A 20094-nucleotide genomic window follows, 5' to 3' on the forward strand; every position below is an offset into this window, starting at 1 on the left:
GTCCGAGGCTTTTCGTGACCTCGCCTGATCGCCTTTGGACGCTGCTTTGGCGCGCCGCCACGGCGGGAACGTTGGGGCTGGTGGTGGCGATGGCGTTGCTGAGCGCTTTCGCGGCGCATCCCGACGAGAAGGATCACGTGGGCGCGGGGGAGTACTACATGCGGTACTGGGATCCTCCGGCGGTGGGCGACGAGCGTGCCAGGGGGGCCTACAGCAACTACGGGGTGTCGTACCTCAACCAGTTGGACGCGGTGTATTTCTTCGCGGGCAAGTTCGCGGTGCTGGCGCGGCCTCTGGTGGGGCAGGATCATGTTGCTCTGCGTCTGTTCAACGTGCTGCTGTTCGCGTTGCTGACGGCGATGGCATGGAGCGTGCCCGGGCGGTGGCGTCTGGCGTTGCTGCCTTTGTACCTGACGCCCCAGGCCTGGTACGTGTTCAGTTATTTCAACGGCGACGCGTTGCCGTTGGCGCTGAGCATGGGCGCCGTGTGGCTGTGCGCGGTGCGCCTGGCGTCCGGATCGGAGTCCGTGGGGCGCGGCTGGGTGTGGGGCATGGGGTTGCTGCTTGGACTTTTGACGGTCTCCAAGCAGAATTACTATGTGTATCTGGTGTTTTTCGTGGCGTTCTGGACCATGGCGGCGGGCGCGCGCAGGGGCTTGCCGGGGGTGGGCGGCCGGGAGGCGTGGCTGGCGCTGGGGCTGGCGGCGTTGATCTTCGGCGCGCGATACGGGGCGCACCTGATGGTGGCGGCGGCGCAGCCGCCGGACGCGCAGCACAGGCTGGCGGAGCAGATGGCCGCGCCGGAGTTCAAGCCTTCGGCGCAGGTGGACGGCAAGGGGTTCTGGGGGTCGCGGATGCGCTCCAAGGGCGTGACGCTGGCGGAGATGTTCACGGGCGAGTGGAAGTGGCACGTGTTCACGTTCCGCAGCGCGTTCGGCAAGTACGGGGCAATGGACGTGGAAGCGCCGCTCTTGTTCTACCGGTGGATCGGCCGCGCGGCGGCGGTGTTCGGGCTGGCCTACGCGGCGGCGCTGTTGCGGGCGGGGATGTGGGCGCGCGGGGCGTTCGCGCTGTGGTTTGCGTTCGCGCTGCTCACGGTGGGGCAGTCCTTGTGGCACTCGTGGAACAACGATTTCCAGTCGCAGGGGCGGTATCTGTTCCCGATTTTGCCCATGACGGGCTGCGTGCTGGCGCTGCTTGGCCCGGAACTGGGGCGCGGCCGGGCGTGGCTGTGGGGCCTGGGGGCGATCTTGTGGGTGATGTCCGCGTGGTCGTTCACGGCGGTGGGGCTGGCGCGGATACCGTGCTGACCGGAGACTAGACGATTTCGTTGATCACGTGGCCCACGAAGTTCTCGGTGATGGTGTGGATCACCTGGTCGGCGGGCGGTGTGGGGATGATGACGTGCCCGGGGTCGTGGGCCCAAAAATGCCCCGGCGGCTGCGCCACGATGGCGTCCGGCGAGTGGACCAGGCCGTCATAGCCTGCGAAGTGGACAAGGCCGTCGTTCATGACGGACTCCGGGAGAGAGCGCGGGGCGGCCGGGAAGGCCGCCCTTTGCTAACTTAATAACTCCGCTGGCCGGGTTTGTCGAGCGTTCAGCCGTCCTGGCGGCTCACCCCGGCCTGGGAGAAGGTGGCCATTTCGTTGAGCACGGCGGCCGAGGCGCGCAGGAGCATCAGGGCCAGGGCCGCGCCAGTGCCTTCGCCCAGGCGCAGGCCAAGGTCGAGCAGGGGGTTTGCGTCCAGGGCGCGCATCACGGCCTTGTGCCCGGGTTCGGCCGAGGCGTGGCTGAAGAAGCAGTAGTCCTTGACGGCGGGGGCCATGCGCATGGCGGCCACGCAGGCGGCGGTGGAGATGAAGCCGTCCACCAGCACGGCCTGGCGGTTGGCCGCGCCGCCCAGGATCAGCCCGGCGATGCAGGCGATCTCGTAGCCGCCCAGCGCGGCGAGGATGGCCAGGGGGTCGCCCGAGGCCACGGCCTCGCGGTTCACGGCGAGGCAGGTCTCGATCACCCGGGCCTTGCGGCTGACGGCCTCGGGGGCGAGCCCGGTGCCGGGGCCGGCGACGGCTTCGGGGGTCAGATCCAGGAAGGCGCAGTAGAGGGCGGTGGAGGGCGTGGTGTTGGCGATGCCCATGTCGCCGGTGCCGATGACGCGCACGCCGCGCCCGGCGGCCTGGCTGGCCAGGGAAGCGCCCAGTTCCAGGGCTTGCAGGCATTGTTCGATGGTCATGGCCGGGCCTTTGGCCATGTTTTGCGTGCCCGGGGCCACCTTTGCGCGCACCAGGCCCGGGTGTTCCGGGAAGTCCGGCCCGGCGCATCCGGCGTCCACCACCACGAGTTCCGCTCCGGCCTGGCGGGCCAGCACGTTGATGCCCGCGCCGCCGCCCATGAAGTTGAGCACCATCTGCCGGGTGACCTCCTGCGGGAAGAGGCTCACGCCCTCCTGGGCCACTCCGTGGTCTCCGGCGCAGGTGAAGAGCGCGGCCGGGTCTGCCTGGGGTTTGCCGCCGCCCTGGATGAGGGCCAGGCGCAGGGCCAGCTCTTCCATGCGTCCCAGGCTGCCCTGGGGCTTGGTGAGGTCGTCCAGGCGGGCCTGGATCGCGGGGACGAGGGAGGCGTCCACGGGGGCGATGGGGTCGGTGAGGGCCTTGAGGCGAGAGTGCATGGTGAAATCCTTGTGAAGGGCGGTCCTGGGCCTGCCGGTGCAATAAAAAAATCCCCCGGCCCCCCGTGAGGGGGGACAAGGGATTGCCGTTGCCATGGGATCAATCCGCGGATCGGGTCCGGCCGTTCGTCTTCAGGCTCGCGGGTCGTCCTCCGCCCGCCCTTCCCATCCCCAGGGACAGTGGTTACGCGGGCATCGTCTCCGCTTACTGCGGCGGGTCCGCCACGGAATCGCACCGTGTTCCGTAACGGCCGGGATGCGAGGGGCGGCTTAGCGCGGCCCCGGGCGCGGCGTCAAGCGGGCTCCGCGCGCAGCCTGCTCTGGCCCGTGGTGTCGAGCACCTGCTGCCAGGCGCTGGAGCGCACGTCCATGACCTTGCGGCCCACGGTGACCAGGGGCAGGGGCACGTGCACGGGAATCTCGTGCAGTCGGCTGACCATGATCCCGGTCTTTCCGGCCATGCCCGCGTGCACGGCCATGGCGCCCAGCATGTTGCAGTGGGCGCGGTCGGCCCCGCTGGCGGGCACGGAGCGGATGATGTAGCTGGGGTCGATGAACTTGAGGTTGATGGGCAGGCGCTCCTTGAAATAGGCCTTGGTGCGGCTGATGAGCAGGCCGCAGATGTCGCCCAGCACCTTGTTGCCCGAGGCGTCGGTGAGCCCGGATTCGGGGAGCAGGTCCTGCCCCGCGCCCTCGGCCACCAGCACCACGGCGTGGCCGCGCCGCCGGAGCCTGGCCTCCAGGGCGGGCAGGAAGCCGCCGGGGCCTTCGAGCACCACGGGCTCCTCCGGGGCCAGCACAAAGTTCACCTCCTTGATGGAGAGCGCCGCCGCCGCCGCGATGAAGCCCGACTCGCGCCCCATCACCTTCACCACGCCGATGCCGTAGGGCGCGCCGGTGGCCTCCACATGGGCGCAGCGCACGGCCTCGATCACCTTTTCCACGGCCGACTCGAAGCCGAAGGTGCGCGAGACGAAGTGGATGTCGTTGTCCACGGTCTTGGGGATGCACACCACCGCGATGCGCAGCCCACGCGCCGCCGTGACCGCCTGGATGGCCTGGGCCGCCCGCATGGAGCCCACGCCGCCCATCACGAAGAGCATGCCCACGTTGAGCCGCTCCAGGGCGTCCACCACGTCCTCGGGGTCCTGGGGGCCGCGCGAGGTGCCCAGCACCGTGCCGCCGAACTCGTGGATGTCGGCCACGGAGGTGGGGGAGAGCTCCATCACGTCGGGGTCGGTCTTGGGGATGAACCCGGCCAGGCCGTAGCGCACGCCCAGCACCCCGGAGACGCCGTAGCCGTGGTGCGCCTCCATGACGATGGAGCGGATCACGTCGTTGGTGCCCGGACAGATGCCCCCGCAGGTGACCACGGCGCACTTGGTCTTGGGCGGGTCGAAATAGATCATGCGCCGGGGGCCGGCCTGCTCCAGGGAGGCCACCGAGGGCCGCTTGCCGTGGCCCGGGTGCAGGATGTTCACGAGCACCCCCTGCTCGTCGTCCACGAAGAGCGAGTGGCGGCGAGGGTTGGGGATCTTGGCCGCGCCCAGGCTGGGGGTGCGGGTCTTCTCGGCGTCCAGGTGGGGCCAGGGCTGGCCTGGGTGTTCGCTTTGGTGCATGATGGCCTCGCGCGCGGTTTCCGGTGACTTGCCCCCAACCTAGCCTCCCGCAAGGCGGTGTGACAAGATGCAATCAAGACCCGAGAGGACCTTCTTCTTCATCCCCCCGGTGCGCCGGGCGGCCGGGGGCGTGGCCGTGCTCTGGCGCATGGCCCGCTTCCTGCGCGAGGCCGGGCGCGACGCCCGCGTCGTGCTGCGCGAGGCCGGGGACTGGCGGCCCGACGACGCGGCCCAGAGCGTCCCGGAGGAGGACTTCCTCGCCGTGGAGCCCACGGAGCGCGACGCCTGGGTGGTCCCCGAGGGCTGGGTGAACGCCCTGGCTCCGGGCCTCAAGGGCGGGGCTCGCTGCCTGGTGTACGTGCAGAACTGGGCCTATCTCTTCTCGGGGCTGCCCCAGGGCGTGGACTGGCGCTCGCTGCCGGTGACGTTCCTGGCGGTGTCGGCCCCGGTGGCCTGGTTCATCCGGCAGAGCCTGGGCGTGGACGCCCCGATCCTGCGCCCGGGCATCGACCCGGAGCTCTTCCGCGCCCCGGACGAAAAGCCCGGCGAGCTGACGGTGGCCTACATGCCGCGCAAGAACAAGGCCCTGGCCGACGAGATCATGGCCGTGGCGGAGGCGCGTGGCCGCTTCAAGGCGCGCTTCGAGCCCATCGCCGGGCTGGACCAGGCCGGGGTGGCCCGCGTCCTGCGCGGCAGCCACGCCTTCCTGGCCACGGGCTTCCCCGAGGGCTGCCCCCTGCCGCCCCTGGAGGCCATGGCCAGCGGGGCCGTGCCCTGCGGCTTCGCGGGCCTGGGCGGCTGGGACTACATGCGCCAGGCCGCCCCAGACCGCCACCGGCCGGACTGCCCCCTGGAGGAGCGCCCCTGGGGCGGCAACGGCTTCTACGTGGCCGACAACGACGTGCTGGGCGCGGCCCTGGCCCTGGAAGAGGCCCTGGAGCTGCACCGCGCGGGCGGCGAGGCCCTGGCCCGCGTGCGGGAGGCCTGCGCCGCCACGGCCCGGGCCTATTCCCTGGAGGTCCAGCGTCGATCGGTCCTCGATTTTTGGGATCGCCTGGGCTAGAGCACCACCCCATGGCCTCGACCGTCCTGCATCTGCTCAAGCTGGCGTTCTTCGCCGCCAACGCCCTGGCGGCCGCGCTTTTGTGCCTGGAGATGGGCCCCGCGGCCCGGAACCTCACGGCCTTCGCGCCCCTGGTCTTCGCCCTGTGCGTGCTGCGCCCGGCGCTGTGGACCCATGCGCTCTCGGGCCTAGGGGCCGTGCTGATGTTCTTCGGGTTCCAGTCCTATTCCGTGCACGCCCAGGCCCTGGCGTATTTGGCGGGCCTGGCGGGGCTTGCCCTGGCGGTCTCCTCGGGCAGGGAGCCCCTGCCCGGGGAGCGCGGGACGCCCCCCTCGCCCCTGAACCTGTGGCTGGCGGCCTTCGTGGGCGTGATGCTCTGCGGGCTGCCGCTCATGCCCCTGGGCGAGGCCTGGGCCGCCCTGCGCGAGCTTGGCCCCCTGGGGCTGGCCCGGATGCTCGGCTATTCCCCGGCCAAGAGCTCCTTCTACGCCCTGGCGGGGCTGGACCGCCTGGTGCTCTACGCGCTGCTGGCCCGGGAGCTGGCCCGCCTGCGGAGCTGCGACGCGCCCCGGGCCGTGCTCGTCGGGGCTGCCGCGTCGCTTCCGGCCTCCATGGCCTTCGGGTTCAGCGAGTTCTTTCTGGCCAAGGGCAAGGCCTTCGCCATGAGCGACCGCCTCACGTCGCTTTTCCTCAATCCCGGGTGGTACGCCGAATACCTCTGCGTGGCCTTTCCCTTCCTGCTGCTCCTGGGGCGCGGACGGGCGGGCCTGCTGGCGTGGCCGCTCACGGCGGCGGGGGTGGCGGCCATGGTGCTCACCATGGCGCGCGGGGCGTGGATCGTCTTCGGCTGCCTGGCCGTGTCCCTGGCTGTGCTCGGGGCCGCGCGCTTCGACCTCTTCGCCCTGGACCGCCGCCGCATGGCCCGGGGCGCGCTGGCGGGGCTGGCCCTGGCCGGGGTGGTGGCCCTGGGCCTCTACGGGACCCTGGCCGCCACGCGGGTGTCGCTCATGAACTTCCCCCTGGCCGTGATGATCGGCGAGCGTCTGGAACGCTTTCTGGAGAGCCCCCGGCCCATGGTCTTCAAGAGCGGCGTGCTGGTGGGGGCCGAGGCCCCGACGGCGGGCATGGGCTACGAGACCTACGCCTGGCACTATCCCCACCTGATGGCCGCGCCCGAGAGCGCCCTGGCCCGGGGCGTGCCCGCCACGGCCGAGGTGTTCGAGGCCACCCACAACCTCTTCATCCAGATTTTCGCCGGGGGCGGCGTTCTGGGCCTGGCTGCGTGGCTGCTTCTGGCCTGGCGGGCCTTCCGGGTGGCCCTGGCGCGCCACGGGCTCCGGGCGGACGCCCTCTCGCTGGCGGCGGCGCTTTCTCTGACGGTGTTCCACGCTTTCGGGCTTTTCCAGGAGATGGTCTACATCCCGGCGGTGTGGCTCCTCTTTTTCGTGGTGCTGGCGGCGTGCCTGCGCATGGAGCGCGAGGTCCCGGGCTGGAGCGCGCCCTGGACGGGCCGCCTGGCGGCGCGCGGCGCGGCCCTGGCCCTGTGCGCGGCCCTTGCGCTGCAGCTGGGCAATGCGGGCTTCGCGGGCACGGCGCGCTCGCTGGGGCTGGCGTCCTACCCCGCGCCCGGCGTCCAGGACACCCAGGGCTTCTACGGGCCGGAGCTTATCGACGGCCGGGTGGCCCTGTGGAGCGCCGGGGCGGCGTCGTTCGTGCTCACGGGCCAGGGGCCCTGGACTTTCGATGCGGGGGCCTCGCGGCCGGACCTGGAAAAACCCGTGGAGGTGCGGCTCTCCTCGGGGGGCGCGGTGCTGGACCGGGCGCTCCTGGGGGGCAAAGGCCCGCGCCGGGCGACGCTGACGATTCCGGCGGAGGCGGCCCGGTCGGGGCAGCGGGTGTGGCTTTTCGCGGCGCGCCCCTATTTCCCGCTGATGGCCCACGGCATCAAGGACCACCGCGCCCTTGGGGTGTGGCTGGCCGGTCCGGGGCTGGGGGAGTAGGGGGGCTCACTGCCTTGCGGCGGTGTCCGCGTTGTGGCTGAAGACGCGCACCTCGTTGACCAGGCGCATGCCCAGGTCGTGGATGCGGGAGTTTTCGGAGGAGGCGGCCAGGCTCTCCAGGGCCTTGAGGTCGTTGGTCAGGTGTCGGGCGGCCACGTTCTTGGTTTCCACGATCTTGGCGCGCACCAGGGCCAGGTCTTCGGGCTGGCGCAGGCGTTCCTCCACGGCCGCGAGCTGGGCCAGGGCGTGGGCGCGCAGGGCGTAGAGCATGGCCGTGGCGGTGTAGTAGTTGCAAAGGTTTTTCTCGCCGGGGTTGTCCATGGAGGCGGAGAGGTCCGCAGCCTTGTTGGCCAGGTCCTCGAAGTGGCGCTGGGAGGCCGCGAAGTGTTTGGCCTGGGCCATGGCCAGTGAGGGCAGGGCCAGGCAGGCCGCGACGATCAGGACTCGGACGAAAAAGAGCATGGGCACCTCCTGGGTCCTGGCCTCGTAGCAGTTTGAGCGGCGGGGTCAAGTAACCGCGATGACGGATTTTGCGCGCCATGCGCAGGAAACGTAACCGGCGCGACTTGCGCGAGGGGATTGTTTGATTTCGACGTAGCTTTTCATTATGGTAAGGTTTCTGGCATGGCATACCGGACTTGGCGCGCATGCGTCTGCTCCTGTCTTGGCCCGCTTTCTGCAAGCGAGCCTTTCCTGGCAGGTCCCGCGTTCTAGGCCAGGAGTCAAAGGCTCGTGAGGTTTTCCATCCGATGAAACGTCGCAATTTTCTTTCGTTTTGCGCCGCCGCGGGGGCATGCGCCGTCCTGCCCGGCATGTCGCTGGCCAACGTGGCGCGTCCTTTTCCCAAGGGGATGGTCACCTTCACCTTCGACGACGGCATCGTGAGCAACCACCGCTATGCCTTGCCCATCCTCAAGAGCAGGGGCCAGGTGGCCACGGCGGGCATCGTTGTCTCGCGCATGCTCTCGGGCAACGACGACTACATGAACGTGGAGCATGTGCGCGAGCTGGCCGCCAGCGGCTGGGAGATCGCCTCCCACAGCCTCACGCATTCGCGGCCCACCCAGATTCCCAAGACCCTGGCCCAGGAGCCCGTGAGCGGCTGGCATGTGGACGAGCGCGACCCCGCCCGTTACCAGACCCAGTACGAATACGAGCGCATCGCAGGCCTCTACCAGGACGGCAAGCCCCTCACCGAGGCCCCGAGCCTGGAGGCCATGGCCAGCTGCCAGGGCTGCTACTGGCTCGACAGGGCCATCGCCGAACTGCACGTGCGGCCCCTCAGAGGGGGCGACCCCTCCACGCTGGACATCCTGGCCGGCTCCTACCAGCGGGAGATGGAGCAGTCCAAGGCCATGCTCCTGGAGCTGGGCTTCGACGTGGACACCTACATCGCTCCCCACAACTACTGGACCGACGACGTGGAAGTCCTCTCGCGGCGCTCCTACGCCCGGGCCTGCACGGGGCGCGATTCGGACAACAGGCCCGGCACCTTCAACGCCCACGCCATCCGCCGCTTCATGGTGCACGAGAAGGACTCGGCCCAGGCCCTGGCGCGCATCATCACCGACCACAGCCTCGAACACGGCGGGTGGGTGGTCTTCTGTTTTCACGGCGTGGGCGACAAGACCGGCTGGGAGCCCTATCCCGCCGACAAGCTCGACCAGCTCAGCGCCTGGGTGGCCGAGCAGGGCATCCCCATGGTCACGGTGCGCGAGGGCGCCAAGGCCATGCAGGCCGCCCGGCAGAACGACACGAAGCAAAAAACCATCGCCAAGAAGGGTTCATAAGGATGCGTAAACTGAAGATCGCGGTCGGAGGCTATCTGGTCAGCTTTCCCCTCGGGGGCCAGGTGTGGATGTTCCTGCACTACCTCAAGGGACTTGAGCGGCTGGGCCATGAGGTGATCTTCGTGGAAGACACCGCCGAGTGGGCGCTACCCTTCGACCCCGTGAAAGGTTACGCCTCCGCCGACTCCGCCTACGGGCGCGGAGTGATCGGCCAGGCCTTCGAACGCCTCGGCCTGGGCGACCGCTGGGCCTACAGCACCATCTTCGAGGGCAAGCACTACGGCATGTCCCGCGAGGCCGTGGACGCCTTCTGCGAAAGCGCCGACCTCTTCCTGAACGTCTCGGGCGTGATCCCCCTGCGCGAATCCTTCATGAAGGCCAAGGTGCGCGCCATCATCGACACCGACCCCATCTTCACCCAGTCCAAGATCGCCGGGGACGACTGGACCAGGGACTACTTCAAGCGCCACGACGTGTTCTTCACCTGGGGCCGCAACATCCCCACCGGCTCCACCGGCGTGGAACTCTCCGGCATCGACTACATCCCCACCAACGTGCCCATCGTCCTGGACCTCTGGCCCAACGTGGAAGGCCCCGGCACCGGCTTCACCACCATCGGCAACTGGGACGCCCAGGGCCGCGACATCGTGCACGAGGGCAAGAAGCTCTCCTGGCGCAAGTGCGAAAAATACGAGCGCATCATCGACCTGCCCGGCAGGCTCCCCGGCGTGACGCTCGACCTGACCATGAGCGGCATGAAGGAAGACGCCAAGCGCTTCGCCGAGCACGGCTGGGTGGTGAAGAACGCCCTGGAGCTCTCCCGCGACATCTGGAACTACCACGACTACATCCTGGGCTCCACGGCCGAGTTCACCGTGGCCAAGGAGCAGAACATCCAGCTCAAGTCCGGCTGGTTCTCCGACCGCTCCGCCAGCTACCTGGCCTCGGGGCGTCCCGTCATCGTGGAGGACACGGGCTTCGGCACCTACCTGCCCGTGGGCGAGGGACTCGTCACCTTCGACGGCGTGGACAACGCCGCCTCGGCCATCGAGCACGTGCTCTCCGACTATCCCCGCCACCGCAAGGCCGCCCGGGCCATCGCGGAGGAGTATTTCGATTCCGACAAGGTGCTGGGGGACATCCTCACGGCCTGCGGCTTCTAGCTGCCCCATTGAGCGAACGCGCGGGCTGCCCGAGTCGGCGCACGACGCAGCGAGAACGCCCGGCAGGGAAACCCGCCGGGCGTTTTCGCGCGAGGCGCGCGGGCGTCGCGTCCCGGTGGGCGGAGGTCGGGCAGAGCAGGAGGTGGCGGCCGGGCGGGATGTCGGCGGCCGGGCGGGCAAGCCGACGCGGCCCGGCGGGCATGCCCCGGAAAAATCGGGCCATGTGCCCCGCGCCCCCTTCCCTCCGGAGAAAGCGGACTTATAGTGTGTTTACGGGCGAAGCGGCCCGGAATCCAGCGGAGGGGTGAGCGAAATAAGCCTACATTCCCATACGCCGCGCCAAGGGCGCGAAGAAGGATTCGCGAAAGCGCGTCACAAGAGCCACACCTGAAGGAAGGGGAGGCTGCCGGACGATCCGGCTCGTGCGCCAGCGAATCCTTCGCATTTTTCGAGCGGTCCCAGGGGCCGCTTTTTTTTTGCCCGTCGGCCCCTATCCCCTGTGCCCCTCCACCCAGCGGATCTCGCGCTCGATGGAATCCACCACGTCCTTTTCCTTGAGTTCCTCGGGGAGCACGTCGAAGGTGTAGGTCTCCACCTCCAGGGGCACGTGGCCGGGCACGCGGGGCAAAAAGCCCTCCAGGTAGTCCCGGGTGCTCAGGCAGCCGGGCAGCTCCCTCAGGAACACCGGCACGTGGAAGTGCACGCGCCAGCTCTCCACGCCTTCGGGGCGCGCGGCCAGGGCCTTGTCCAGGTCGTCGAAGCGCAGGATCGCGCCGTCCTCCAGGCGGGCCGCGCACTGGTGCAGGTAGACGGGCTCGTGGAAGCGCGCCAGGGGGGTCAGGTCCGGCCCGTCCAGGTGCAGGGCCGAGGAGACCTGCACGTGGCCGATCTCCAGGTCCGCGCGGGCCAGGGCGGCCAGGGTCTCGGCCGGGGCCTCGTACTGCAGGGCCTGGTGGCAGCAGTCCACGCAGGCGGTGAAGTGGGGGGCCAGCCCGGGGGAAAGCTCCAGACGGTCGCGCAGGGCCGCAAGCTGGGGGGTGGTCTCCACCAGGCAGCCGGGCTCTGGCTCCACGGCCAGGCGCACCGTGCGCCCGGTGCGCTGGGCCAGCTCCCGCAGGGCGCGCAGGGTCCCGCGCAATCCTTCCAGGGCCAGGGGCTCCTGGGCCGGGTCGAACCCGGCGCGGAAGCCCACGGGCACGGTGGACACCGAGCCCGTGTCGCCCTCGGGCAGCCACAGGGCCAGAAACTCCGCCAGACGCAGGGTGTAGGCAGCCCGTGCCGGGTCGCGCCAGTCGGGCAGGTAGACCTGCTCCTTCACGGGCGCGGCATGGAAGGTCCCGTAGGGAAAGCCGTTCACCGTGGAGACGCAGAGGCCGTGCTCCTCCATCCAGTCCCTGAAGCGCAGGGCTTCTGCGTGGTCCAGTTCGCGCGCCGCGCGCCCGGAGAGGCGCAGGCCCATGGGAAAGGGCGCGTCCGGGCTGAGCCGGTCCTTCACGCGCAGGGTGTGGGCCTGGAGGTTGGCGAAGGTTTCGGCCCAGGATTCGCCCGGATGGATGTTGGTGCAGTAGGTGACGGGCTGGCGGCTCACGCGAAACGCTCCCGCAGCTGGTCCGAGGCGCGGCGCATGAGCGCGAAGTCCACGGCGTTCACCTCCACCCGCGAGCCGATGCCCGTGAGCAGGCTCAGGAACAACCTGCCGCCCAGGTGCTCGCGGAAGGCCTCCAGGGCGGCCTCCATGTCCAGGCTGTCGAGGCCCGCGTGCCAGGGGGTGAAGCCCAGGGCGGGCAGGACCTCCAGGATGCGTTCCAGGTCGGCCTCCGGCAGGAGCCCGGCCAGCCGGGAATAAACGCTGTCCAGGGCCACGCCCACGGCCACGGCCTCGCCGTGCCCCAGGCTGCCGCCCGAGGCTTCCTCCAGGGCGTGGGCGCTCCAGTGGCCGAAGTCCAGGGGCCGGGAGGAGCCGAACTCGAAAGGGTCGCCGCTGGTGGCGATGTGCTCCAGGTGCAGTTCGGCGCAACGCTCGATGGAATGCTCGTAGGGGTCGGGCTCGAAGCGGCCCAGGGCGTCTCTTTGCACGTGCAGGCGGTCGAAGAAGGCCCTGTCCTTGATCAGGGCGATCTTCACGGCCTCGGCCAGGCCAGCGCGGCGTTCGCGCGCTGGCAGCCCGTCCAGGAAGGCGAAGTCGCTCAGCACGGCGAAGGGCGGGGCGAACGTGCCCAGGAAGTTCTTGCGGCCGAAGAAGTTCACGGCGTTCTTCACGCCCACGCCCGCGTCGTTCTGGGCCAGCGCCGTGGAAGGCATGCGGATCAAGCGCACGCCCCGGTGGGCCGTGGCGGCGGCGAACCCGGCCGCGTCCAGGAGCGCGCCGCCCCCGGCCACCAGCAGGAAGGACTGGCGGCACAGGCGCGCCGCGAAGATGTGCTCCAGCGTGGCGTGGAAGACCGAGAGGTCGTTCTTGGCCGCCTCGCCCCCGGGGAGCGCCAGGGGGGGCGCGACGTTCAACGCCCCGGGCCTGGCCCGCAGGTAGGCCTCCAGGCGCTCGGGCAGGTCCGGGAAGGCCCGGAGGAGCCCCTGGTCGAAGACGGCGGCCAGACGGTGCGGGCCGCCCGGGGCCAGGGCCAGGATGTCCGCCAGGGCGGGGTTTTCGGGGTCGAAAGCGTCGCGCGTGAAGACGACGGGGAACTCGTAGGGCACGGCCAGGGCCTGGCGGATGGTCTTGCTCATGACCGGAGGGTGTAGGCGCTGGGGCGCTTGGCCGTCAATCGGGAGGCTCGCGCGGGCAAAAAACGTACTCGCGTGCGTTGTGGAGCGCAAAAAGCGTACTTTCGGGGGGGTGATGTCTTGAGGATGACCGTGAAAGGCCGGTCTGCGGGTATTCATGCGTTGGCACGCCTGATGCTATAGACTGCATATTCGCGTCGGGCGTCCGGTGTGGATGGCCGAATGAGCGAAAATGCAACGCATCATGGAGAGAAATAAAATGAAACGCATCGTTTCCGTTGGTGTTCTTGGCGCTGTTCTGCTGACGGGATTCAGCGCTTTCGCATCGGACAAGGCCGATGCGGTCCAGGCCGCGAAACCTGCGCCGGTTTCGGCCCCGGCCCTGGAAGTCAAGAAGCCGGAGGCCCCCGCCGCGACCGCAGCCGCGTCTCCCGCCAAGGAGACGGCGCTCCCGGCCGCCAAGAACGGGACGCCCGCCAAGGCCGTGCACGCCAAGACCCCGGCCTCGCTGGAGAAGTCCGCCCATCCGGCCAAGCCCGAGGCCGTCAAGGCAGACCCCTCCGCCACGGCCGCCAAACCCGAGGCCAAGCCCGTCGCCAAGACGGACGTGAAGCCTGTGGCCGAGACGGCCAAACCCGATGCCAAGGCGGACGCCAAGGCCGACGTGAAACCGGTCGCCGAAGCGGCCAAGCCCGTCGCCAAGGCCGACGCAAAGCCCGAGACGGCCGCCAAGCCCGCCCCGGCCGCCACCCGCGTCAACTGATCCTGGAGGAAGCCGCGCCGCGCCTCACCCCGTGAGGCCCGGCGCGGCCAGGGACCCCCGGCCGGGGACGCGGGCCCCGGCCGGGCTAAACCCTTTTCCCGGGGCGTCCGATAAGCCTTTCGGAGCGGGCGGAAGCCCTTTCCGCGCAAAGCGTCCGGCATGCGGTATGCATTGATCCGGGCATGAAGAGAGCCGATCGGCCACGGCGGGAGGCGGCCATGAACAGACTGAGAACACTGAGACACTACCTGCAGCACAGGCTCAACCCGGCACACATCTATTGCAGGCTCTGCGAAATCGGTTTCGGCAGGCTCCAGGCCAGGAAGGTTTCGACCGTCTACGCCAGGTTCTACTCGCTCACCTGGCTCGGGTAGCCGCGCCTCCGGGCCGTCGCGCACGGCGGCCCCGCGCCCCTCGCCACCAAGGCCCGGGACGTTTCTTCCGACCCACCCTGGGTCCTTCCCTCCGGGCGGCCTTGTGGGTTATGCACCCTGCCCACGGCACGCGCCATCACATTCCAGGAGGGCCCCATGTACGTAGGCCTGAAGATGCTCAAGGATTTCCACCCCGTCACCCCGGCAACGCCCCTCTCCGAAGCCAGGAAAATCCTGGAAAAAGAGGAGTACTGGATGCTTCTCGTCACCGAGGGGGAGCGCCTGGCGGGCTACGTCCGCCACGAGGACCTGGCCGCCGCGCTGCCCTCCCTGGTCTCCACCCTGGAACGCCACGAGGCCAACTACCTCATCTCCAAGCTCACCGTGGGCATGGTCATGCGCCGCGACATCACTACCGTGCCCCCGGAAATGGAAATCGAGCAGGCCGCCCAGATCATGCACGACAAGAACCTGGCGGGCCTGGGCGTGGTGGACGAGAAGGGGCGGCTGGTGGGCTACATCAACCGCACCGTGATGCTCGAAGTGCTCGTGGAGGAGATGGGCCTGGCCCTGGGCGGCTCGCGCCTGGTCTTCGAGGTGGAGGACCGCGCGGGCGTCATCCTGGACGCGGCCGGTGTCATCGCGGCCCACGGCGCGAGCATCCTTTCCACCAGCACCTTCTTCCACAACGGACGGCGCATGGTGATCCTGCGCGTGAACGCCCTGGACGACGCGCCCATCCGCGCCGACCTGGAGGCCAAGGGCTACCGGCTGGAATCCGCGGCGGACTTTCGGCGCGAATGGGCCGAGGGAGCCTGATCGTGCGCCGCGCCCTCGCCGCCCTGACCCTGCTGGCCCTTCCGCTGGCATCGGCCCTTCCGGCCCAGGCCGCCATGCAGGCCGAACCCAAGGATTTCCTGGGCATCCCCTTCGCCAAACCCTACGAGCCCGACCGCACCTTCTCCTGCCAGCGCGATTCGGAAGAGGGCCTCAACTGCGCCCGCGCCACGGACCAGCTCGTCCTGCTGGGCGTGCCCCTGAAGAACCTGCGCTACGTCTTCATGCAGGGCTACCTCTACACCGTGGACGCCGAGGTGGCCGGGCGCGAAAACCACGACCGCCTGGTGGCGGAACTCACCGCGCGCCACGGCAAGCCCGAGACGCTCCAGGGCGGCATGCTCTCCTGGAGCGGAACCAACGTGGACATCCTTCTGCACTACGACGCCTCCCGCAAGACCGGCGAGGTGGACTACATCTACAAGAACATCCCCTGCGGACTCGAATGAGCCGTCCGAGGAGCGCCCCATGGTCCTGAAACTGATCCTGCGCGACACCGTGTTCTGGCTTATCCTGGCTGGTTGCGCCCTGGCCGTCGCCACGGGGGCGGCCCTGCGGCCCACCGGGCCGGGCAGCGAGGGCAAAGCCCCCCTGACCGGCCAGCCCGTGGTGGTCCACCCTGCGGACGACCCGGCCCTGGCGGGCATCGTCAACGGCACGTTCCCCAAGGTGGACGGGCAGCTCACCCTGGGGCAGGCCTTCTCGCGCTATCCGTGGTTCACCGGCCCCGCCAAGTGGATCGCCCGGGGGGCGGCCGCCTCGCGCACGGCCGTGGTCACGGTCCCCCTGCGCATGCCCCTGGAGGCCGAGGCCCTGGGCGCGGGTTCCGATTCCTACCGCGTGTTCTACGTGGCCGAGTTCGGCTACTCGGGGGATTTGAAGTCCTTCCGGCCCCTTTCGAGCGCCGTGGAGGTGCGCGACGCCGAAAACAAGCTGCGCGCCCGAGTGCCCGACCCCGAGTTCATCCTGGTGCGCCGTGTGATGCGCGGAGTGGAGCCCGGGGTGAGCCTCGGGAACGGCGTGGCCAAGGGGCGCTGATGGCGGGCATTCTCTGCGTGGACGTGGGCAGCGGCACCCAGGACGTGCTCTGCTGGCAGCCGGGGCTCTCCATCGAGAACTGCCCCAAGTTCGTGCTGCCCTCCCCGGCCAGGAGGGTGGGGGCGCGCATCCGGGAGCTCACGGCCCGGGGCGCGGGCGTCCACCTGTGCGGCGCCAACATGGGCGGCGGCTTCGTGCGCGCCGTGCGCGCCCACCTGCAGGCCGGACTCGGCGTGAGCGCCACGCCCCGGGCCGCCCTGGCCCTTACCGACGACCCCTCCACCCTGGAGGCGCGCATGGGCGTGCGCGTCCTGGAGCGCTGCCCCGAGGGGCACGTCCCCGTGCACCAGGCCGATTTCGACCCCGGCTTCTGGCAGGGCCTGCTGGCCCAGGCGGGCGTCGAGGCCCCGGACATGGTGCTGGCCTGCGCCCAGGACCACGGCTGCCACCCGGGGCAGTCCAGCCGCCTGGGGCGCTTCCGGCTTTGGGAGCGCTTCCTGGCCCAGGGGCCGGGGCGTCTCGCGGATCTGCTCTACGTGGAGGTTCCCGCGGAACTTACGCGGCTGGCCGAGCTCCAGGAGGCCATAGGCGGCGGCCCCGTCATGGACACAGGCCCGGCGGCCGCCCTGGGCGTGCTCCACGACCCCGAACTGGAGGCCCTGGTGGACGGCGAGGGCGCGCTGGTGGTGAACATGGGCAACAGCCACGTGCTGGGGCTTCTGGTGCGCTTCGGCCGCCTGCACGGGGTCTACGAGCACCACACCGGCATGCTGGAGGCCCCTGAACTGGCCCGTCAGCTGGAGCGCTTCCGCACCGGAGCGGTGGACTGCGCCGAGGTGTTCGGCGCGGGCGGGCACGGCTGCGCCTTCCACGGCGGCGGCGAGGCCTTCCGGGAGACGCTGGTGATCGGCCCCAGGCGCGCGGAGCTGGCCGGGCATCTCGCGGCGCGCTTCCCGGCCCCCCTGGGCGACATGATGCTCACGGGCTGCTTCGGGCTTCTCAAGGCCTGGCAGGAGCGGGGCAGGCCCACGGGCTGACCCGCCCCGCCTCGACGACTGCTAGCCGAAAGTGCACACGTACTGGGCCACCGCGCCCTCCACCACCATCTCGAAAGAGGTGTTGGCGGGCACGTTGAAGGCCTGTCCGGGGCCGTAGACCCCCCATTCGTCCTCGCCGTCCACCTTGGCGCGCACGCTGCCCGCCGTGATCTCCATGATCTCGGGGTCGGCGGTGGTGAAGGTGTAGGTCCCGGGCTGGCACACACCCAGGGAGCGGCGCACGCCCGAGGCGTCCCAGATGGAGTGGCTGACCACGTTGCCGTTGAAGAAGACGTTGGCCACGGCCTTGGCCTTGACGTTCTCGAAAAATTCCGGGCTTTTCATGGATGGACCTTCAAAGGTTGAGGGTTTGCGCGGGGGTTAAAGGCCGCAGTCGTAGCGGATGGGCGCGAAGAGGCCCTCCAGGAGCCTGCCCACCGTGAAGCGCGCGGTGTCCAGGGGAAAGGCCGGGGCGGGGTCTTCCCCCAGGAGCGCCGCGCCGCCTTGGAAGCGCACGCGCAGGGGCTTCACGTCCTGGACGCGTTCGTCGCAGAGATTGGGCACGCGCGTGGGGGCGAAGCGCCGGGGTTTGCCGTCCGGGAGCGCCGCCTCCACGGTGTTCATGGGCGTGGAAAGGGCCACGGGTTCGCCGTCCGGGCCGAACTCCAGGGAGCAGACGTCGCCGTGTATGCCCAGGGCGTCGGGGTCGAAAGCCTCCAGGATGCCGATGGGCGTGGGCACGGGGGTGAGCGCGGCGGGCTCGAAGGAGCGCAGCGCCCCGGACTCGTGGAAGGAGATGCCGATGCGCGCTTTCTGACGCCCCAGGGGCGTTTCGATCTCCACGCTCTCGCCCGGCCAGAGGGTCACGCTTTTCAGCGCCCCGCCCGGGAAGAACTGCACCCCCGCGATGCGGGCCGTGATGCTTCCGGCCGGTGTTTCCAGGGTGAGCGGGTCGTTGAGGGTGGCCTCCTCCTTCTCGGTCCAGTAGCCTGAGAGCTTGCCGTAGACCGGGAAGACCCGGCGCAGCTCGCCGTCCGGGTGGAAGCTCACGAATTCGGCCGGGAGCGGCCCCAGGGGGGTGGGAAGCACGGTGCGCTCCTCCAGGGCCATGGATTTGAGCGAACCGTCCGGATGGAACTCGATGGGGTGCACCTTGGGGCGGCGGGCGTCGTCGGTGGAGTGTTGCGCGTTCAGACGCCCCAGGGGCGTCTCCAGGGCGAGAGGGGCGGCCGGAACGCAGCCGATCAGCGCGCCGTCCGGGCCGTATTCGGGAAAGTCCACCGGCCCCAGGGGGCCGTAAAGGGTCTGCACGGTGAGCGTCATGGGATTCCTCGTTTGAAGATTCCGCGCATCCTAGCGGATTTGTCAAAAGAGGCAAACCACCCGCTTGGAGGGTCCCGCGGAAGGCCCCCGTTGTCGCCGCACGGGTTAATTCCCGCGAATCCGTGCAATTGTGGACGGTTGCCGTTGAAATACGTTTGACTTGCGGATATGGGGTTTTCATGCCCGGGAAGACCATACTTTTCGTGGCCCAAGCCCACGCGATCACGTCCCTGTTCCCCATGTTCAAAGGGGCGGGGATCGAGGCCGGCATCGCCGACAGCCTCCCGGGGGCCATGGCCTGGATGAAGAAGAACCGCCCCGCGGTGATCTTCACGCAGGCCAAGATCGGCGGGGCCTACCAGGCCGAGACGCTGCTCGCGGCGGCTCGCGAATCCGGCGACTTCCCTCCGGTGATCGTGTTCACGGCGCGCGGTTCGGCCCAGGAGGCCCAGAGCTTCATGGAGCAGGGCGCGCGCGACTACTGGCTGGAGCCCCTCGACTGGGAGAAGATCGAGGCCGTGCTCCCGCGCGACGCGCAGGACGACCCCGCCCCCTTGGCGGCCCCGGCCGCTCCGCTGGCCGCGAAGGCGCCGGTCCAGGCAGCGGCGGCCGTGCCTGCGGCTGCCCGGGCCATGGCCGCGCCCCAGGGGGTGCAGGGCGAGCGTTTCTCCATCATCGGCGGGCATCCGGCCATCCTGCGCGTGCTGGCCTTGGCGCGGCAGGTGGCGCGCTCCAAGGCCACGGTGCTCATTTCGGGCGAGTCCGGCACGGGCAAGGAGATGTTCGCCCGCTTCCTGCACGCCCATTCCGACCGCGCCGCCAGGCCCTTCGTGGCCCTCAACTGCGCCGCGCTGCCCGAACACCTGCTGGAGAGCGAACTCTTCGGCCACGAGAAGGGGGCCTTCACCGGGGCCATCGCCCGCAAGTTGGGCAAGTTCGAGCTGGCCCAGGGCGGCACCATCCTCCTGGACGAGATTTCCGAGATGGACCTGGGCCTCCAGGCCAAACTCCTGCGCGTGCTCCAGGAGGGCGAGTTCGACCGCGTGGGCGGGGTGGAGACCGTGGGCGTGGACGTGCGCGTGCTGGCCACCACCAACCGCAGGCTCGAACAGTATGTGGAGGAGGGCAAGTTCCGCCAGGACCTCTACTACCGCCTGAACGTGATCCCCCTCAAGCTGCCGCCCCTGCGCGAGCGCGGGGGCGACATCCTGGGCCTGGCCGGCTTCTTCGTGGACAAGTTCCGCAAGGCCTACGGCCTGGGCAGGCTCGACTTCTCCGCCGCCGCGCGCGACTGGCTCCTGGCCCACGACTGGCCCGGCAACGTGCGCGAACTGCAGAACCTCATGGAGCGCGCCGTGCTTCTGGCCGGAGACGGCCCCATCGACACCGTGCACTTCCTCCTGGAGGGCGACGAGTTCCCCCTGGCCGAGGAGCAGCCCGTGGTGTCCATGGAGCGCGTCACCTCCCTCAGCGCCCCGCCCGAAGAGCCCCAGGCCCCGGGAGCGGAGGGCCACCTGCCCCCGGGCATCGTGCCCCTGGACGTGCTGGAGCGCCAGATGATCCTCAAAAGCCTGGACCAGACCTCGGGCAACCGCACCCAGGCCGCTCTGCTCCTGGGCATCTCCGTGCGCACCCTGCGCAACAAGCTCTCGGAATACCGCCAGCAGGGCCTGGAAGTGCCCTGATCGGCGCGCTTC

At 69.9% G+C, this 20094-nt stretch carries 20 protein-coding genes and 1 riboswitch; of the genes, 12 read left to right on the forward strand and 8 right to left on the reverse strand.

Going from position 1 to position 20094, the window contains the following annotated elements:
* Window positions 1-14: 14 nt before the first annotated feature.
* Window positions 15-1310, forward strand: coding sequence for a DUF2142 domain-containing protein (locus NNJEOMEG_RS05505; RefSeq protein WP_173082119.1), 1296 nt, complete (start codon window positions 15-17; stop codon window positions 1308-1310).
* 7 nt (window positions 1311-1317) lie between these two features.
* On the opposite strand, the gene NNJEOMEG_RS05510 is transcribed toward NNJEOMEG_RS05505, so the two are convergent.
* The 3 genes from NNJEOMEG_RS05510 to NNJEOMEG_RS05520 form a co-directional block, all read right to left on the reverse strand.
* On the reverse strand, window positions 1318-1512 hold the full coding sequence (locus NNJEOMEG_RS05510; RefSeq protein ID WP_173082121.1) for a hypothetical protein: 195 nt from the start codon (window positions 1510-1512) through the stop codon (window positions 1318-1320).
* Between the two features lie 86 nt (window positions 1513-1598).
* Window positions 1599-2669: a nicotinate-nucleotide--dimethylbenzimidazole phosphoribosyltransferase gene (gene cobT / locus NNJEOMEG_RS05515; RefSeq protein WP_173082123.1), complete on the reverse strand. Its 1071-nt coding sequence runs from the start codon at window positions 2667-2669 to the stop codon at window positions 1599-1601.
* 128 nt (window positions 2670-2797) lie between these two features.
* A riboswitch (cobalamin riboswitch) is annotated at window positions 2798-2913 on the reverse strand.
* A 49-nt stretch (window positions 2914-2962) separates the two neighbouring features.
* Window positions 2963-4288 (reverse strand): ATP-dependent 6-phosphofructokinase, encoded by a 1326-nt coding sequence (locus tag NNJEOMEG_RS05520; RefSeq protein ID WP_173082125.1) that lies wholly within the window; start codon window positions 4286-4288, stop codon window positions 2963-2965.
* Window positions 4289-4355: 67 nt separating this feature from the next.
* Here NNJEOMEG_RS05520 and NNJEOMEG_RS05525 point away from each other — a divergent pair, with 67 nt between their 5' ends.
* A complete protein-coding gene (locus NNJEOMEG_RS05525) occupies window positions 4356-5351 on the forward strand; it encodes a glycosyltransferase family protein (protein WP_173082128.1) in 996 nt (331 codons plus the stop codon).
* Window positions 5352-5362: 11 nt separating this feature from the next.
* Entirely contained in the window at window positions 5363-7351 is a 1989-nt protein-coding gene (locus tag NNJEOMEG_RS05530) for an O-antigen ligase family protein (protein ID WP_173082130.1), read from the forward strand.
* Window positions 7352-7357: 6 nt separating this feature from the next.
* Here NNJEOMEG_RS05530 and NNJEOMEG_RS05535 read toward each other — a convergent pair whose 3' ends face one another.
* Window positions 7358-7813: a hypothetical protein gene (locus NNJEOMEG_RS05535; RefSeq protein WP_173082131.1), complete on the reverse strand. Its 456-nt coding sequence runs from the start codon at window positions 7811-7813 to the stop codon at window positions 7358-7360.
* A 287-nt stretch (window positions 7814-8100) separates the two neighbouring features.
* Here NNJEOMEG_RS05535 and NNJEOMEG_RS05540 point away from each other — a divergent pair, with 287 nt between their 5' ends.
* Together NNJEOMEG_RS05540 and NNJEOMEG_RS05545 are read left to right on the forward strand one after the other, a co-directional pair.
* Entirely contained in the window at window positions 8101-9141 is a 1041-nt protein-coding gene (locus NNJEOMEG_RS05540; protein ID WP_173082134.1) for a polysaccharide deacetylase family protein, read from the forward strand.
* A 2-nt stretch (window positions 9142-9143) separates the two neighbouring features.
* On the forward strand, window positions 9144-10304 hold the full coding sequence (locus NNJEOMEG_RS05545) for a glycosyltransferase (protein ID WP_173082135.1): 1161 nt from the start codon (window positions 9144-9146) through the stop codon (window positions 10302-10304).
* 490 nt (window positions 10305-10794) lie between these two features.
* Here NNJEOMEG_RS05545 and eboE read toward each other — a convergent pair whose 3' ends face one another.
* A complete protein-coding gene (gene eboE / locus NNJEOMEG_RS05550; protein ID WP_173082137.1) occupies window positions 10795-11892 on the reverse strand; it encodes a metabolite traffic protein EboE in 1098 nt (365 codons plus the stop codon).
* Entirely contained in the window at window positions 11889-13028 is a 1140-nt protein-coding gene (locus tag NNJEOMEG_RS05555; RefSeq protein WP_173082139.1) for a 3-dehydroquinate synthase, read from the reverse strand. Before NNJEOMEG_RS05555 ends, eboE begins: the two co-directional genes overlap by 4 nt.
* 256 nt (window positions 13029-13284) lie before the next feature.
* Between NNJEOMEG_RS05555 and NNJEOMEG_RS21090 the strand changes: the two genes are divergently transcribed.
* The 6 genes from NNJEOMEG_RS21090 (at window position 13285) to NNJEOMEG_RS05585 (ending at window position 17074) form a co-directional block, all read left to right on the forward strand.
* Window positions 13285-13788 (forward strand): hypothetical protein, encoded by a 504-nt coding sequence (locus NNJEOMEG_RS21090; RefSeq protein WP_173082141.1) that lies wholly within the window; start codon window positions 13285-13287, stop codon window positions 13786-13788.
* 218 nt (window positions 13789-14006) lie between these two features.
* Window positions 14007-14162, forward strand: a complete 156-nt coding sequence (locus tag NNJEOMEG_RS05565) for a hypothetical protein (RefSeq protein ID WP_173081700.1) — start codon at window positions 14007-14009, stop codon at window positions 14160-14162.
* 156 nt (window positions 14163-14318) lie between these two features.
* Entirely contained in the window at window positions 14319-14981 is a 663-nt protein-coding gene (locus NNJEOMEG_RS05570; protein WP_173082147.1) for a CBS domain-containing protein, read from the forward strand.
* A gap of 2 nt (window positions 14982-14983) precedes the next feature.
* On the forward strand, window positions 14984-15448 hold the full coding sequence (locus NNJEOMEG_RS05575; protein WP_173082148.1) for a hypothetical protein: 465 nt from the start codon (window positions 14984-14986) through the stop codon (window positions 15446-15448).
* Between the two features lie 19 nt (window positions 15449-15467).
* Window positions 15468-16037: a hypothetical protein gene (locus NNJEOMEG_RS05580; protein ID WP_173082149.1), complete on the forward strand. Its 570-nt coding sequence runs from the start codon at window positions 15468-15470 to the stop codon at window positions 16035-16037.
* Window positions 16037-17074, forward strand: coding sequence for a DUF1786 domain-containing protein (locus tag NNJEOMEG_RS05585; protein ID WP_173082150.1), 1038 nt, complete (start codon window positions 16037-16039; stop codon window positions 17072-17074). The genes NNJEOMEG_RS05580 and NNJEOMEG_RS05585 overlap by 1 nt, the downstream gene beginning before the upstream one ends.
* 21 nt (window positions 17075-17095) lie before the next feature.
* On the opposite strand, the gene ppnP is transcribed toward NNJEOMEG_RS05585, so the two are convergent.
* Complete coding sequence (ppnP, locus tag NNJEOMEG_RS05590) at window positions 17096-17419, reverse strand: pyrimidine/purine nucleoside phosphorylase (RefSeq protein ID WP_173082151.1); 324 nt, start codon at window positions 17417-17419, stop codon at window positions 17096-17098.
* A gap of 36 nt (window positions 17420-17455) precedes the next feature.
* Complete coding sequence (locus tag NNJEOMEG_RS05595) at window positions 17456-18397, reverse strand: hypothetical protein (RefSeq protein WP_173082153.1); 942 nt, start codon at window positions 18395-18397, stop codon at window positions 17456-17458.
* 179 nt (window positions 18398-18576) lie between these two features.
* Between NNJEOMEG_RS05595 and NNJEOMEG_RS05600 the strand changes: the two genes are divergently transcribed.
* Window positions 18577-20082, forward strand: coding sequence for a sigma-54 dependent transcriptional regulator (locus NNJEOMEG_RS05600; protein ID WP_173082155.1), 1506 nt, complete (start codon window positions 18577-18579; stop codon window positions 20080-20082).
* Window positions 20083-20094: the final 12 nt, after the last annotated feature.

This window comes from Fundidesulfovibrio magnetotacticus, assembly GCF_013019105.1.
In the GTDB taxonomy this organism is placed as follows: domain Bacteria; phylum Desulfobacterota; class Desulfovibrionia; order Desulfovibrionales; family Desulfovibrionaceae; genus Fundidesulfovibrio; species Fundidesulfovibrio magnetotacticus.